Genomic DNA, 16,899 nt, shown 5'->3' with positions numbered 1-16,899 from the left:
GGGGGGATCACTACATTGGCCCCAAACACGCGAATCTCAACGTACCTGTTACCCTTTTGATTTTTTGGAGATTTTGATGGCAGACGAAACCAAGACAGCTGAAGCCCCCGCCGCAGAAAAAGCCGCTCCCGCTGAGAAAGCACAAACTCAAGCTCAGGCTCCCGTTCAAGTTCAGGTTAACGATGACAATGCCATCGCAACCTACGCGAACTTCTGCCGCGTGACCGGTTCGCCTGAAGAATTGATCATCGACTTTGGTTTGAACCCACAACCAATCGGTGTGCCGAAGGAGCCAATCCAAGTCAAGCAACGCATCATCGTGAACTTCTTCACCGCGAAACGTTTGCTCGCTGCTTTGCAAATGTCGGTTGCTCGTCACGAATCCGTTTTCGGCGTTCTGGAAACAGACATCAACAAACGTGTTCGTCCAGGCCTGCAACAACAGCAAGCTGGCGCGAAGTCGTAATCGACCCGCGAGAATTGAGATTCAAAAAGCCATCCCGCTCGTTTTTCAGTGGGGTGGTTTTTTTGTGCGCCGACGGATGCGGATAGCTCTGGCTGACATGGACGGGTTCGAGGTGGCAAAAATGGGCCGAATCGCGGAAGATGGCGATGCGTCGCCGGGACGCGGTTCAATCTAGCCCACTACTCACCCACCGAACGAAAGAGCGGATGTCGTCTCTCGCATCCAATTCCAATCAGTCCGTTGATCCGGAATCGTTGCTGCCGCAATTTGGTCTGAAGCAGTTCCGGCCTGGCCAACGTGATGTGGTCGACGCTCTGGCCGCGGGCGCGGATTGTTTGTGCGTGATGCCGACCGGCGGCGGGAAAAGTCTGTGCTATCAGCTGCCTTCGCTTGCGAGAGAAGGGACCACGATCGTGGTCTCGCCGTTGATCGCTTTGATGAAGGACCAGGTTGATACGCTGCAGCGACGAGGCATCCGGGCGCGATTGCTCAACAGCACCCAATCGCCCGGCCAGCAAGAATCGGTCATGGACGAAATGGCGGCCGGAAAGTTGGACCTGATCTATGTGGCGCCCGAGCGTTTGAGGAACGGACGTTTCCTCGACGTGGTTCCCAAGGCCAACGTGAGTCTGCTGGCGGTCGACGAAGCACACTGTGTCAGCGAGTGGGGCCACGACTTTCGTCCCGACTATTCGCGTCTGGGAAGATTCCGCGATCGTTACTTGGGCGGCGTGCAAACGATCGGATTGACCGCGACCGCGACGCCGACCGTGCGTGATGACATCTGCGAATTGTTGAACCTGAAGCAACCTCGCGTGTTTGTCACCGGTTTCGCGAGAACGAATCTGCGGTTCTCGGTGACGCCATGCAACAACGATGTCGCCAAGCAGAATGCGCTGCGTGATTACCTGTCGAAGCAACCTGGAGCGGGCATCATCTACGGTGCGACTCGCAAGCGTTGCGAAGAGATCGCGGAGTGGTTGCCCGAAAAGACGGGACGCAAAGTCGGCGTCTACCATGCTGGGATGCATCCCGATGAGCGACGCCGAGTGCAAGAAGCGTTCATGAAAGGCGATTTGTCCGCGATTGTCGCGACCAATGCATTTGGAATGGGAATCGACAAATCGGACATCCGGTTCGTGGTTCACTACAACATGCCCGGTTCGTTGGAAGCGTACTACCAAGAAGCCGGTCGCGCAGGACGCGATGGCGAGATGAGTCAGTGCTTGTTGCTGTTCGCCTACGCCGATCGTCAGATCCAAGAGTTCTTCATCGAGAACCGTTACCCTTCGCGAGAAACGGTGAAGAAGGTTTATGAGTACTTGCTATCACGGGAAGAAGACCCGATTGAGCTGACGCTGGATCAAGTGCGTGAAGCAATTGGTGTTCGTGACGGCAGCGAAGCGATCGGAACCTCCGAGACGCTGCTTTCGAAAGCTGGTGTGCTTCGTCGGTTGGATTCCAGTGCCAACCAAGCGGTGTTGCGAATCGATAGTGACGTCCCGACGCTGCTGGATTTCTTGCCTCGGGAAGCCAAGCTGAAACGTCAGGTCATGACCGCGATCGAAAAGATCGTGGGACCTCGTCGCGGGGAAGATGTTTTTGTGCGGCTGAGCTATTTGGCGACTCGAGCCGGTGTTGAACGGGTTCAATTGACGCGAACATTGCGTGAACTGACAAAGCTGAAATCGTTCGACTATATCCCTCCGTTTCGTGGTCGTGCCGTTCACATCATGCGGCGGGATTTGCCATTCAATCAGTTGAAGATCGACTTCGAAGAGTTGGCCAGACGCAAGCAAGCTGAGTACGAAAAGCTGGACTCCGTGATTCAGTTCGCTCGTTCGACATCGTGTCGTCAGCACGTAATCTTGAATTACTTTGGTGATCCAAACGCGGAGAATTGCGGGAAGTGCGACCACTGTGATCCGGCTGGCGAATGCATGCCGAAGGTGGATCCGTCGAAGTTAGCCGCGAATCTGACGACAGGGGCTACGCTCGGAGAAAGTGGTTCAGTCGGGGCGTTGAGCGAGGAATCTGGCATCGACATGGTCGCACTGACGACCGCGATTCGCGTGATCCTGAGCGGGGTCACGCGTACACATGGTCGACTCGGAAAGAACTTGATCGCGCAGATGCTTGTCGGTTCGAAGAACAAGAAGGTAACGCAGTTGCGTTTGAGTCGGCTGAGCACCTACGGGATGCTCGCGGGGTTGAAGCAAGGTGAGTTGACCGACGCGATGGATTCTTTGTTGACGGTCGGTTTGCTGGATCAAAAGGAATTGAATGAACGACGCCCAACCGTCCACATGACGGGCTTGGGACGTCAGGTGATGAATGGCCAGGTTCCGTTGCCGCCTTCGTTGCAGTTGAAGTTCCCGCTTGCGAAAAAGTTGGCCAAGGTCGCCAGTAAGATTGAGTCCGGTGACGTTGCGGAGGAAGAGCCCGGTGATGTCGAGCCATCCGTTGCGACGGAGACTCCAACTTCCTCTCCTCCGGCGCAGCCAACACAAGAGAATGCAGCGAACGAAGTGAGCGTAGTGTCCGCGGAGCCTTTGACGTCGAACGATTCGCAAGAGTTGCTTGACCAGGATCTTTCGGATCGGATCAAGCGGTTTCGTCGAAAACGTTCAGCGGCTTTGAATGTTGCACCGCACCGAATCCTTTCTGAATCAACGATCAAGCGAGTGATCCAAACCAAGCCCGCCAACGCGACGCAGTTGGAAGCCGTGTCGGGGATCACCAGCGAATTCATCGAGGCGTACGGCAGCGATTTGTTGGAGTTGATCGCGAACACTTTGGCGGAACACGAGATCAACTGTCCGCCAAAACCCGTCGCGGTGGCGAAGAACGAACCGGCGGAAGCTCTCGCGGTCGAACCCGCGCCAAGCTCCGATGTGGATCCCGTCAAAGAAGAAGCAACGGATCCATCTGCTTGGCGACACGAGTATTGGACTTGGCGATTGTGCCGGGATGGCTACACGCTGCAGCAGGTCGCCGAAATTCGCGGCGAGCCAACGGAGACGCTGATCGATCATTTGATCGCCGCGGCTCGAGCCGGACAGAAGATCGATCCCGATTGGGCGGACACACCCGCGAATGCGAAACGGTTGCGGAATCTTTAGATCGCGGCCGAGCTGACGACCAATGCTCAGCCGTGACCGCCCGCCGAAAATCGCCGACGCGATCACAAGTGTCGCCCACCGACTTCGCTCGGTGGAACTGCCACAGGCTTACTTCGCCTGATCCGCTTTGTCGGATTGGCTGAGCAGTTCATCGATGGCTCGAAGAACCCGTTCTGCTTCGTGCTGCAGGTCGGCGAGCAGTTCGGGTGATTCCTGAACGCGATTTTCCCGGCCGGCTTCTTCGATGCGTTCGGCAGCTTCTTGAAGTTGTTTGGCGCCGAGCAATCCGCAGGCTCCTTTCAAGGTGTGAGCGTTCCGGCGAGCTTCGTCGTTCAGTCCCGCCGGCACTTCTTTGGAAAGTTGTTCCACCAACTGCGCGCATTCGGTTCGGAAGACAAATGCCAATCTCAACACACCGGCAGTGCCACCCGGAATCCGGGAGCGTGCCGAATCGAGATCCAGGCATCCGACATTCTCAGGTGACAGCGAGATCGCGTCGGAAGTGGAGCCCACCGAAGGAAAGGCGGCGTGAGCGGCATTGATCGTTGTTGAATCTTGTTCGGTGGCAAGATGGATATTGGGCGAACCAGTTTGCACCAGCGTTTCATCGAGAGAGTGATCAGCGGAGGACGGCAGTTCTTTCTGAAACGGTGTCAGTGCATCGCGAAGTTTGCGGCTGTGGATTGGTTTGGTGAGGTAGCTGTCCATGCCCGCTTCGCGACAGGCGGCCGCGTCTTCGCTCATCGCCGCGGCGGTCAGTGCGATGATGGGCGTGTGTCGCTCGGTGCCCCACTCTTCTTGCCGGATGGCACGGGTCGCTTCCAGTCCATCCATCACGGGCATGTGCATGTCCATCAGCACGACGTCGTACGATTCTGATCGCCATTTCGTCAGCGTTTCGCGACCGTCGCTGGCGATCGAACACTTGTGCCCAAGCGAACGCAGCAAACCAGAGATCACATGCTGGTTGGTGACGCCGTCTTCAGCGACAAGAACGTGAAGTGGTGCCAGACGTTGGCGGGTCGGGCCGCCGAGGTCTTCTTCTTCATCGTCGTCTTCGTTTGGCATCGAGGCCGGGCAAACCGGTATCTTCAGCTCAAACGAAAACGTGGTGCCGACGCCGACTTCGCTTTTCAGTTCCAACTCTCCACCCATCAATTCGACAAGCTGGCGACTGATGCTGAGGCCCAGCCCGGTTCCACCAAAACGACGCGTGGTGGAAGCATCGGCTTGTGTGAATGGATTGAGAACGGCGTCTTGCTGCGCGGGAGGAATCCCAATGCCAGAATCGCAAACACTCAAACGCAGTTCGATCATGTCATCACGACTGGGTGACTCTCTGCCGTTTGACGCCGCGGCGAGGTCGCTGTTGTCCGGGTGATCGCGTCGAAGCACTTCGACTCGGACGCGAACGCCACCGTGGTCGGTGAACTTGATCGCGTTGCCAATCAGATTGGTCAGCACTTGGCGGACTCGTCCCGGGTCACCGATCAATCGATCGGGCAGTTCCGGCGAGATGTCGCGTTGTAGTTCCAGGCCTTTTTCGGACGCTTTGAACGAGAATGATCGGAGTGTTGATTCAACCGTTTTACTGAGCGAAAATGGAACCGATTCCAATTCGAGTCGGCGTGCTTCGATCTTTGAAAAATCGAGGATATCGTTGATCAGTCGCAGCAGACCGTTGGACGATTCCTGGATGATTTGAACGTAGTCCTGTTGATCAGGGTCGAGCTTTGTTTGCGACAGCAGGTCCGCCATTCCGATCAACGCGTTCATCGGCGTGCGAATTTCGTGGCTCATGTTTGCCAGGAATTCGCTCTTGGAACGGTTCGCCGCGTCCGCCATTCGAACCGCTTCATGGAGTGCGGCTTCGGAACGTTTGAGGTCCGTGATGTCGCGGGAAATTCCGAACGTGCCGATGATCTCGCCGGCGTCAGTCCGAAGCGGCATCTTGGTGGTCATGCACCACGTGTCTTCTCGATCCGGCCACGTTTCGCGTTCGACTCGATCGACGAGTGCTTCGCCGGTTTCGATGACTTGCAGTTCATCCAGGCGAGCCCCCTCGGCGTGTTCGGGGGTGAAGATATCCGCGTCCGTTCGGCCATGAACTTCGTCGACGCTGGACCGTCCGAACTTCATCGCCATCGCATGGCTGACACGAATGAAGCGACTGTCGATGTCTTTGAAATAGATCGAATCAGGGATGTTGGCCAGCAGCGTTTTCAAGAGCGATTGTTCGAACTGAGTCGCCTTTTCCTTCTCGACTTTCGCAGTCACGTCCCAGAACAAAACCTGCACGCCCAGGAGGTTGCCATGGTGATCATGCACCGCCGTTTTGACACGCTCGATCCAGCCGATGGAGTTGTCCGCCAATTTCGCGGATTCGACGCTATGCAGCGATTCGCCTGTCTGCATCACCTTCTGATCGTCCTCGCGGTACTGGCGAGCGATCTCGGGCGGGAACAGCTCTTCATCGTGTTTGCCGGCGAGTTCTTGCCAAGTGACGTCTCGCCATTTGAGATACGAGTCGTTGGCAAAGACACGCCGTCCATCGGCCGCCTTGATCAACAGATTCAGCGGCAACGCGTTGGCGAGCGCACGATAGGTTGAGGACGTTTGGAACTCGGAGACGCTACTCATCGGTTCACTCGGCACCGCATCGTTTGACCAATGTGATTTGATTGCCTTGGTCGTTGAACCACATTTGGTCAACGAAGCTGGCGATCAACAGCAGACCCTGCTTGTCACCCTGGCTGACTCCATCGGCGCTGGCGGCGAGTGAACTGGCGTCGAGCTCACCGGCCTGCGGCACATTGGATGTGTCAAAGCCGGGGCCTTGATCGGTGATGACGATGCGAATGGCATGTTCCGAGGCGGTGGCTTCCACGTGGGTCACGCGGCTCTTGTACGGTTCCTGCGACAACCGTTCTTTCATCGCGTCGTTGATGACGCCTTCACGGGCGAGCTGGCCATGGCTGGGTTGTTTGTCGCGTGGGATTTCTAAGTTGCCGTGCAGCATGGCATTGGTCAGGGAATGTTCAACGGCGACACCCAGTCGGACCATCTCGATACTGGGCAGAAGCTCCATTCCCGCACTGACCTGCATCAACAAACCGACCAACGGCGAGATCAGTTCGGGATCCGATGGGAGGTCGAAGACAAACACGTTTTTCTTCAGCGTCGAAATCAACTTCGCATAAGAAGCGTCGCTGCGAATGACCCCCAGCACATCGACAATGGTGTCATTGAGCAAGTCGGACATGCGAGTCTTCGGAACGTAGCCAGCCGCGCCGCGACGGAGCGCTTCTGCGGCGAGTTCTTCGCTGCCGTGGCTGGTGACCAAGATGCTGGGAATGTGCGAGAAATTGGCTCGCATGCTTTCCACCAGCTGAAGTCCATTGATTTCGGGCATCTCCAGGTCGGTGATGACGAGATCGGGGGCTTGGTCTTTCAAGTGCGAAAGGCCGAGTTGCCCGTTGGCGACGTGGACGACTTCGTGGTCGGCTGCCTGAAGCAGCATCGTCATTTCTACCGCCTGGGTTGCACTGTCCTCGACGAGTAAGATCTTGGCCATCGCATCTACCTCTTTCGTATTGAGCAAGCAGGACAGGCGTGGTTCTGGTGAAGGAACCACCCCTAATCTTAGGGCTAATGGCGGGGAGCGTGTGCCATCCCCTTCAAAATTGTCGCTGGAGCGAGCCGAATGACTCTCTATTTCTCTGTTGGATCGGAAACCACATCGCTGACAACAGGCGACTTGCGTGACGCTCTGAAGCAGACGTTTGACGCGATCAAACGGCCCGAACGCGTGCTGTTGCTGCCTCCTGACGCGACGCGATTGTTCAGCCGTGCAGGCGAACTGACGGTGCTTTGTCACGAATTGTTGGGCGACCGGGTCAAAGACATCATGCCGGCGCTTGGCACGCACACGCCGATGAAACCTGCTCAGCTCGACCACATGTTTCCTGGTGTGCCCCACGATTTGTTCCGCCCACACCGTTGGCGAGAGGACGTCGTGGAGTTGGGGCAAGTCCCAGCGGAATTCGTCAGCGAAGTCACTGGCGGCATCTACACGCAAAGTTGGCCTGCTCAGGTGAACAAGATGCTGCGAGATGGCGGCCACGATTTGATCTTCTCGTTGGGACAAGTCGTGCCCCACGAAGTCATCGGGATGGCGAACTACAACAAGAATGTGTTCGTTGGCACGGGAGGTGTCTCAGGCATCAACGAGAGTCACTATCTCAGCGCAATGGTCGGAATCGATGAGACACTCGGTCTCGCCGACACGCCGCTGCGAAAGATTCTGAACTACGCCTCGGATCACTTCTGCGATGACATGCCGCTGCTGTACGCCTTGACCGTGATTCAGCAGATGAAAGACGGAACGAAGCACACGCGAGGTCTGTACATCGGCGACGATCACGAAACATTCTTCAAGGCGGCCGAGCTGGCTCGCAAGGTCAACATCACGCACCTGCCAAAGGCTCCCACGCATGTGGTTGCTTACTTGGACCCCGATGAATTCAAAAGCACTTGGTTGGGCAACAAAGCGATCTACCGAACACGAAAGGCAATCGCGACGGGCGGGCGATTGACCGTCATCGGTCCCGCGGTCGAAGAGTTTGGCGAAGACCCTCGAATTGACCAACTGATTCGCAAGTATGGCTATCGAACGAAAGCCGAAGTGATGCAGTTGGTGGCCGAGAACGAAGACCTAGCAAACGATCCTTCCGCAGCGGCTCACTTGGTTCATGGCTCACCAGAGAATCGATTTGAAGTGGTTTACGCGGCTGGGAAATTGACGGATGAAGAAATCGCTTCGGTCGGATTCACACCGGGTGACCTGGACGCGTTGATGAAACGATACGACGTTCATTCGCTCCAGGACGGTTTCCACACTGATGTGGATGGATCCGAGTTCTACTTCGTGCAGAATCCCGCGTTGGGATTGTGGGAAGCCCCGCTGAACTGACGCGTCGGCCGGTCGCGACCCGAAGAATTCACGTTGACTTCACCGTGAATGGCAAAGTCTCGACCGCAGGTTACTGCGTCGGAATTTCGCGAGCACGAGCGGCGACTTGTTGTCCGCGACGTGCGACGGCCAAAATTGTTTTTGAAAAATCGTCTCGCGTCTGCTGATTGACTTGCGGCAAACGTGACGCGATGTCCAGCATGGCAGATGGGTTTCGTTCGCTCGCTTCGCTGACCTGTGCGATGAACTGTGCGGTCTGCTCGAAGTTGCTGTCCGCGGAACGCCCGATGATGGGGCTCATCGTTCGAGCGATCAAGTCGATGCCCAGACTGTCGAGTTGCACAAAGCAATCGAGGGTCCCTGAAACACGCGTGCGTCCGTCTTCGCCAACCGTGTAAGTGGACTCGAGCACGAAGACACCTTTGCCGCGAATTTCGGTTGGAGTCATTTTTCCATCGTAAGATCCGTCGACGACAAAGATGTGTTTGTTGGCATCGCCGTAGACCAGGTCCACTCGGCAAAGTGTTCCCACTCCGTCGCTGGCATCGAGTTGATAGGGACCCGTTCGAGTCGATTGGACTTGGGTGATTCCCATCAAGTCCCAAAGCCCGACCAAGACATCGGGGTTGCGGGTCAAGAACAGGAACATGTCTCGGTCACAAGGAACGATCTGCGATGGCAGCCGACGAAACAATGTCGGCTTTTCCGCGATGCCCAGAATCCGTTGTTTGGCTTCGTCAGTGAGCCGTTCCATCGGCAAGGATTCGAGGATCTGCTCGCGATGTGCGATCGAACCCACGCGTGGAGTTCCGGAACCAGGAAGGAACGAAAAACGACGCGGTGCGGAGTCAGTGGGTGACTGTGCCGAGGCGTCGGTGCAAACAATGGCCAGCATCAATGCACCCACGATTTGCATGCAAGCAACGCGATGTCGATTGACGCGTCGCGAATTCACCGAAACGCGGCTCTTCTGGCACGGATCGTTTGTCACGCAGGCTCCGACGAGAGATCGATCAAAGGCATCGGTGGCCGCGGGGTCTCGAACCAGGGTGTCTCGCGATGATGTGACCGTTTGGCCATGGCGCATTGCAATCCCGATGCAAGCTCTCACTCGCACCACCCCCGCTGGTATCGGCTGCGATCAAGATTGGCCCTGAGTTTTTGGTTCGGGGCACTTCTCGTCGCGAAAAAGATCACTCGTGTGAATGATCGTCCAAATTGACCCGGTCAACGTGTGTCAGTTCCACCAAAACTCACGGCGGACCGGTGCTGTTGACGAGCCGCAAGCGATTCGTCACCGCTCCCTTTGTTTCGGTTGTGACGATGGCGCGACGTGAGAAAAAGAAGGCTCAACGTGACGTTCCCGGTGGGGGGACCGCGTCAAGTCGCGAAAAAACCGGGGTTCTGCCGGTCCCCTTCGCGAAATTGGGTCGCTGGCCGATACTTGTCCGCTGAAATCGACCCCACTCAACACCACCTCGGAGTTTCCCGGCAGATGGCCAAGAAAACCATTGATCAAATTGACGTTCAAGACAAAACCGTCCTCATGCGAGTCGACTTCAACGTGCCGTTGGACGATTCACTCGCCATCACCGATGACCGACGCATTCGCATGGCTTTGCCCAGCATCAAAAGCGTCCTCGATCGTGGCGGCAAGGTGATCTTGATGAGCCACTTGGGTCGACCAACCGGTGGTGAAGGCGACGAGAAGTACTCGCTGGCTCCGGCCGCGAAAAGATTGGGCGAATTGCTCGGCAGCACCGTTCACTTTGCGAGCGACACCGTTGGTGAAGATGCCGCCGCCAAAGCTGGCTCGCTAGCCTCGGGCGAAGTCCTGGTTTTGGAAAACCTGCGTTTCAATCCAGGCGAAAAGAAAGGCGACGTGGAGTTCGCTGGCAAGTTGGCGGCGATGGCCGACGCTTACTGCAACGACGCGTTTGGGACTTGCCACCGCAAAGACGCGTCGATGGTCGCTGTTCCCGAAGCCATGGCTGGAAAACCACGCGTGGTCGGCCACTTGGTAGCCAAAGAAATCCAGTATCTCGCCGATGCGATCGGCAACCCTGAGCGACCTTTCGTCGCCATCCTTGGCGGAGCAAAAGTCAGCGACAAGATCAACGTGATCAACAATCTGTTGGGCATCTGCGACTCGGTCTTGATCGGCGGCGCGATGGCTTACACGTTCTCGTTGGCCAGCGGCGGCAAAGTTGGCAACTCCTTGGTCGAAAAGGACAAAGTCGAATTGGCAAAGGAGTTGATGGCAAAGGGTGGCGACAAGCTGCTCCTTCCTTCCGACACGCATTGCGGAGACGACTTCGGCAACATCGCTGGTTGCAACAAGAAGGTCGTTACTGCGGGTGAGATTCCGGACGACATGGAAGGTTTGGACATCGGTCCTGAAACTGCGAAGAAGTACGCCGATGTCATCAAGTCGGCCAAGACCATCGTTTGGAACGGACCGATGGGCGTGTTTGAAAAACCACCAATGGACGAAGGCACCAAAGCCGTTGCACAAGCGATCGCTGATGGCGATGCCGTCAGCATCATCGGCGGTGGTGACAGTGCCGCTGCGGTTGATCAACTCGGATTCGCTGATGATGTCAGCCACGTCAGCACCGGTGGTGGAGCCAGCCTGGCAATGTTGGAAGGCCAAGCCTTCGCAGCCGTCGATCTGCTCGACGAAGCCTGAGTCGAGCTGCGTTCTTAGGGCTGACTGCAGGGACTTAAAAGTCGCGGAGTGGCGAGAGCTGCTCGATCTCGGCCGGTTTTCGGAATTGGTGGCGGGATTGCATTAAACTGGGGAGAACATTCGTGTTCTTCCCTCCCGTGCATTCTCCATCAGGAGCCCGCCGACCATGCCAAAAAACAACTTTTCAGACAACTCCTCGCCGGTCACCGGCGACTCTTCCACCCGTCGCCATTTCATGGGCACGGGGGCCGCGTTGACTGCGGGCGTTGCCGCCACCGCAGCCGCTCGTCCGATTCGAGGGGCTGAGCCCGCCGAGTCCGTCAGCAGTTCACCCAATTCACACATTCGATTGGCATTGGTCGGAGCTGGCGGTCGTGGAACGGGAGCGATCAACGATTCGCTCACCATCAATGACAATGTTTCGCTTGCCGCGATCGCTGACTTGGAAGGCGACAAGCTCGGGAAAATTTGCGAGTCACTCACCAAGCGTCACGGCGACAAGGTCGCGGTCGAAACGGCCAAAATGCATGGCGGCATCGATGCTTACAAAAAGGTTCTCGATGATCCCGATGTCGATGTGGTGTTGTTCGCGACACCGCCCGGATTTCGGCCTCAATATGTCTTGGATGCCGTCGATGCGGGAAAGCATGTCTTCGCCGAAAAGCCAACCTGCGTTGATCCAGCCGGCTACCGTGTCTGCGTCGAAGCGAACGACAAAGCCATCGCCAACAACACATCGATCGTGACCGGCACCCAGTATCGTCGGCAAGCGAATTATGTCGAAGCGATCAAACGACTGCACGATGGTGCGATTGGCGACATCATCTCCGCGACGGCTCGCTATTGCAGCAACGGGATTTGGAACAAGACTCGCAAGGAAGGCATGAGCGACACCGAGTTTCAGATCTACAACTGGATGCACTTCATCTGGTTGTCCGGCGATCAGATTGCTGAGCAAGCGGTGCACAACATCGATGCGATCAACTGGATCATGGGCGGTCCACCTGAGTCAGCCTATGGCAGTGGCGGTCGTTTCACTCGTCCCGAAGGCAGCGAGATGTGGGACAGCATGAGCATCGATTACCTCTATCCCGGCAACCGAACCGTTTCATTCAAGTGCCGCCAAATCCCGAATGCTCAAGGTGACAACTCCAACATCATCTATGGAAGCAAAGGCATCTGCACGATCTACGGAATCAATCGTGGTGCCATGATTCATGATCGCGATGGAAACGAGGTTTGGTCGATGAAGGGCGACTTGGGAGCTGCCTACAAGCAAGAACACAAGGACCTGATCGACAGCGTGCGTTCGGGTAAACCAATCGTCGAATTCAAAGAAACAGCCGACAGTTCGCTAACCGCCGTGCTCGGCCGCATGGCGGCTTACTCCGGCAAGCTGGTGACGTGGGACTTCGCCGTGAACGAATCGACGTTGAACCTGTTCCCCGAGAATCTGGACATGAAGGCGTCGCTCCCCGAGCCCGCTCACGCGATCCCCGGCAAGACCAAATTGGTCTGAGCCAAAGTGGCATAGGCTTTCAGCCTGCGATCAAAACGCCGTGCCCCAAAACCCCGGATTCACCAAGATCCGGGGTTCTTGGGGAGTCTCGCTACATACGACCAGCGCGGGCTGGTTTTCTGAGCCAACAGTGTTTGGATTGCGAAGCCGATCACGAAACCAATCTTGTGAAACGGCTGAATCACAAAGTGTCGCCGTTTGGCGTCACGGTAAGATCAAGTTTGCCTGTTCCGATTTGGTCTTCGCCTCGCTCGCCGCTGTCGGGCGAGCGCTCAGAAAAATTTGTTAACCAGTGTTTCGCCTGAATGATGATCTCAATACCAAAGCTGGCTTCCTTTCCGATCGCGTTTTGGTTGCTTCTCTCTGCGTCGAACTGCAATTGGGCCGCCGAAGAGATGACGATCGTGTCTCCATCCGGAGATCATTCGATTCAGTTTTCACTCCTGGAAGGTGTGCCGCACTACAGCGTCGCGTTTCGAGACGTCGCCATTCTTGTCAACTCCAGGCTTGCCTTGGTCCTTGATGGGGACCAACTCGGTGATCGGTTCGTTGTCGACAGCAAGCGGACCGAATCTGAAAACGGGAGTTGGGTTCCCGTGGTCGGTTCAAGAGCTTCCTACCCTGATTCGTACAATGGGTGTGTGATTCAACTTCGCGGGGCAACCGACGAAACACAAAGGCTCGAATTGACATTCCGGGCGTACGACGAAGGGGTCGCTTTTCGCTACGCGATTCCGCCGCAGGAAGGGATCGATGAGTTGGAACTGAAATCAGAAGACACACACTTTCAGTTCACCGGCGATCACTTTGTCTACTGGGATGACTATCCGCAGGCACGGTATTCCAAACTGCGACTCTCTGAGATGCCGGGCCATTCCGTTCGTCCGCTGCTGGTCGAAACCGGATCGCATTTTGTGGCGATCGCAGAAGCAGGAAGCATTGGGCGCTACGCTCCCATGATGCTGAATCGATCCGGTGAAAATCAACTGGTCACGCGGTTTCGAAGCGGGACCGTATCGGCGAACAAGTCACTGACGACTCCTTGGCGAGTGATCATGGTGGCGGAACATCCCGGGACCTTGGTTGAGAATCACTACTTGCTTCAGAATCTTTCGCCGCCGTCTAAACTGAGCGACACGGCATGGATCCAACCTGGGAAGGTATGGCGAAGCAGCCTGACGACAAAGGGTGCAAAAGCGATTGTCGACTACGCCGCGGCGAACAAGTACCAATATGTGCACTATGACGCCGGCTGGTATGGACCGGAACGCGACGCCGATTCGAACCCTCTGACGGTCATTGCTTCGATCGACATGCAGGAAACGATTCGCTACGCAAACGAACATGGCATTGGGCTGATCTGTTACATCAACAAAATTGCCATGTCAGGATACGACCTGGATAAAACATTTCAGACGTATCAGGAATGGGGGATTCGCGGGGTCAAGATGGGGTTTGTTGATTGGAAGAGCCAGTCTGACATGGAATTCTTGTACGATGCGATCGAGAAAGCCGCGAAATACAAACTGATCGTTGATATCCATGACAACTTTCGGTTGACCGGGATCGAGCGCACCTACCCACATGTGCTGACGGTCGAAGGGATCCTTGGGAATGAGGAATTGCCAGAGAAGGGGAATCCTCCGAAGAATGTTTTGACCACCTCGTTTGCTCGCATGATCGCTGGGGCTGGCGACTACACGCCCTGTTATTTGAATGGGCGTGTCGTCAGCCGTTCGTTCCAGCTTGCTTTGGGAGTCGTCTTCTACAGTCCGCTGCAATATCTGCATTGGTACGACCAGGCCGATCGATATCCTGAGAATCGTTATCCTGAACTTGAATTCTGGAAGGAGATGCCGACGACGTGGGATGACTCGAAGGTGGTCCAGGGATCCATCGGGAGCTACATGACGGTCGCCAGACGAAAGGGTGATCGGTGGTTCGTTGGATCGATTGTCAACGAAGCTCGAAGCCTCGACATCCCGCTCGATTTCCTGGGCCCAGGGGAGTTTGTCGCCAAAATCTACGCGGAAGATCCAGACGATAAAAAGCAGGTGATCATCCAGTCGCGCCAGGTCACCTCGAACAGCAAGTTGACGGCGACCATGGGTGCTGGAGGCGGATGCGCGATCATGATTTCGCCGATGTGAACGACGTCTGAGCAAACTCCGGACGCTCGTTGGCATGAAGGATGGCCGCGTCAGCCGAAAGCGATTCAACGGGTCGTCTCAGGAATGCCATTCATTGTTCGAACATGTGCCCTGGACTTTTGGCTGTTCTGCCGAAACGGTGGTCGAAATTTACGTGAGACCTGGTTGAACTGGTTTCACGCTCGTAGCGAGGTTTCCAATTTCCGCTCCATCCGACAGTCGAGCTGCAAAGCACTTTCACTTGATCCTCATTCCAAAGAGCCCACCTGTCTCCGATGCGTCAGTGATCTCAACTGAGTTTCGGTATGGTGCGGGATCGAATTCGTTTGCGAATTCCGCTGCTTCCAGCTGGTCGGAGTTAATGCAAATTATGTATTGGAAGCCATGCTGTTTGGACTGACTGGCTCCGATTTCGATGGCACGAGCAACCTGTCGACTGTCCATTCCATCAAACAAATGACTGTCGTGAACCAGGAAACCTGGCCCCGCATTTCGCTTCGACCAAAGCACTGCAAGCGTCATATCGAAGCAGAAGATTTGCATACTACGAATTCCCTTGCTCTCTTTGCCCTCGACGTTGACCGCGAATTCAGGGCCATTTTCCTTCGGTTCGATGACGAGACTTCCTTCGTGGTCTGAAATCAGCTTCGAGAATTCCTCGAAGATCACAATCGAGTCGTTGAGTGTATCAGCTTTCTCGTCGAGGTCCGTCGTAAGACGCTGCTTGATCTTCGCTCGTTCGATCGTCAGTTCGGTCGTTTCGGAATCAAGCTGTCTCGCCAATGCGACCTTCTTCTTCAGTTCTTCAACTGTTGCCTGCTGGCGAGACAATTCCTCCTGCAGCTTCGAGAATTGATCAAGGGCTCCATGGCTATTTAAGGTCGTCATGATTTCGAGGCGACGATCATCCAGTTGTTCTTTCTCGGCATCACGACGATCAATTGAAGCCTTTGCGTCGTCGATTTCGCTCTGAAGGTGGATGCGTCGATTTTGAATGATCGCCGCATGAAATTTTCTCACATCGTCCAAGCGTTTGGTTACCAATTCTGGAAGTACAATCCCAACCTCGCGGTAAACGCTTTCTAGCAAGGAGTCATCGGTTGATCGTTCCACCTCCAATTGGCTTGTCAGCGACTCCACTCGTTCCAGGTCGAGCGTATTCTCACTTGTCAACTCGGAGATACGGATCGCAAGCGCTGAGGCTTCTTTTTCAAGTTCGTGATACTCCGGCAGGACCTGAAATCCCTCTAGCTCCGATTTCAATCGGTTCGCTTCTTTTTCAGCAACCGCCAAGCGAGTACGCAACTCACCAATGTTTCCGATTAGCGCGCCCAATGCACCGCCTTTCGCTTCCTTCCTCAATGTCGCAAGAGACTTTTCTTTCAAACGTACCTGTTGCAAGGCGTGCGGGATTTCCCAATCGAGCCCGAATAAATAGGAAAGATTGGTTTGGACATCCCAGTTCTGCTGTTGAGAAGATTGCTTCTGAGCCTCTTGGAAAGCACCGCTCGATTCGCGTCGGACGAAATAAGAGATCATGGCGCGAAAGGTCGGCCCGTAGGATTCGATATCAACCGGCAAATCGAACATCAGCGATCCGAGGACACTGCACCAGTTCGTCTTACTGATCCGATACTCTCCGCTTTCCTTGTGGAGTTTCGGCTCGATCGGCCAATCATCGTACACCCCGTCAACAACGATTCGGTTCTTTTCGTTGCCCGTACGAGTTGCTGAAGTACGGTGACCACCGAGGTCAAAAGACAATGTGAATTGTTCGTCCGCGAGCGACTGCGATCGAAAAATTGAATCGCCATCGCATTTTGACCCTAGCAAGAAGTCGATGATTCGAACGAGACTTGTTTTTCCCGAACCATTTCGCGTCTGTCGTTCAGTCGCTCCCTTGCTCTTCTCTGCAACGATCAAGTTTAGCCCTGGTTTCAGGCGAATGGACTTGAAAGTGTCCAGTGAGCTGGTCACTTGA

The 16,899-nt window shown here is 55.5% G+C and carries 10 protein-coding genes; 6 read left to right on the top strand and 4 right to left on the bottom strand.

The genetic code is table 11. The features are described 5' to 3' along the window. Nucleotides 1-64: 64 nt before the first annotated feature. Both CEE69_RS16815 and CEE69_RS16810 read left to right on the top strand, forming a co-directional pair. Complete coding sequence (locus CEE69_RS16815; protein ID WP_199169887.1) at nt 65-466, top strand: DUF3467 domain-containing protein; 402 nt, start codon at nt 65-67, stop codon at nt 464-466. 140 nt (nt 467-606) lie between these two features. After that, complete coding sequence (locus tag CEE69_RS16810) at nt 607-3,588, top strand: RecQ family ATP-dependent DNA helicase (RefSeq protein WP_099261773.1); 2,982 nt, start codon at nt 607-609, stop codon at nt 3,586-3,588. Nucleotides 3,589-3,696: 108 nt separating this feature from the next. Here the strand turns inward: CEE69_RS16810 and CEE69_RS16805 are convergent, their stop codons facing one another. Next, nucleotides 3,697-6,228 carry a PAS domain-containing hybrid sensor histidine kinase/response regulator gene (locus tag CEE69_RS16805; RefSeq protein ID WP_099261772.1) on the bottom strand — a complete coding sequence of 844 codons (2,532 nt, stop codon included), beginning with the start codon at nt 6,226-6,228 and terminating at the stop codon, nt 3,697-3,699. Nucleotides 6,229-6,232: 4 nt separating this feature from the next. Beyond that, complete coding sequence (locus tag CEE69_RS16800) at nt 6,233-7,162, bottom strand: ATP-binding response regulator (RefSeq protein ID WP_233215309.1); 930 nt, start codon at nt 7,160-7,162, stop codon at nt 6,233-6,235. A gap of 129 nt (nt 7,163-7,291) precedes the next feature. On the opposite strand from CEE69_RS16800, the gene CEE69_RS16795 reads away from it, so the two are divergent. After that, entirely contained in the window at nt 7,292-8,560 is a 1,269-nt protein-coding gene (locus CEE69_RS16795) for a nickel-dependent lactate racemase family protein (RefSeq protein ID WP_099261770.1), read from the top strand. A 70-nt stretch (nt 8,561-8,630) separates the two neighbouring features. Here CEE69_RS16795 and CEE69_RS16790 read toward each other — a convergent pair whose 3' ends face one another. Next, nucleotides 8,631-9,647 carry a hypothetical protein gene (locus CEE69_RS16790; protein WP_099261769.1) on the bottom strand — a complete coding sequence of 339 codons (1,017 nt, stop codon included), beginning with the start codon at nt 9,645-9,647 and terminating at the stop codon, nt 8,631-8,633. Between the two features lie 408 nt (nt 9,648-10,055). Between CEE69_RS16790 and CEE69_RS16780 the strand changes: the two genes are divergently transcribed. The 3 genes from CEE69_RS16780 (at nt 10,056) to CEE69_RS16770 (ending at nt 14,918) form a co-directional block, all read left to right on the top strand. Beyond that, on the top strand, nt 10,056-11,249 hold the full coding sequence (locus CEE69_RS16780; RefSeq protein ID WP_099261813.1) for a phosphoglycerate kinase: 1,194 nt from the start codon (nt 10,056-10,058) through the stop codon (nt 11,247-11,249). Between the two features lie 166 nt (nt 11,250-11,415). Next, entirely contained in the window at nt 11,416-12,768 is a 1,353-nt protein-coding gene (locus tag CEE69_RS16775) for a Gfo/Idh/MocA family protein (RefSeq protein ID WP_099261767.1), read from the top strand. A gap of 305 nt (nt 12,769-13,073) precedes the next feature. Further along, complete coding sequence (locus CEE69_RS16770; RefSeq protein WP_099261766.1) at nt 13,074-14,918, top strand: glycoside hydrolase family 97 protein; 1,845 nt, start codon at nt 13,074-13,076, stop codon at nt 14,916-14,918. A gap of 237 nt (nt 14,919-15,155) precedes the next feature. Here CEE69_RS16770 and CEE69_RS16765 read toward each other — a convergent pair whose 3' ends face one another. Further along, complete coding sequence (locus tag CEE69_RS16765) at nt 15,156-16,895, bottom strand: ABC-three component system protein (RefSeq protein ID WP_143549271.1); 1,740 nt, start codon at nt 16,893-16,895, stop codon at nt 15,156-15,158. Nucleotides 16,896-16,899: the final 4 nt, after the last annotated feature.

The sequence above is a fragment of the Rhodopirellula bahusiensis genome (genome assembly GCF_002727185.1).
GTDB classification, from domain to species: Bacteria; Planctomycetota; Planctomycetia; order Pirellulales; family Pirellulaceae; genus Rhodopirellula; species Rhodopirellula bahusiensis.
This window is presented reverse-complemented; position numbering and strand designations above follow the sequence as displayed.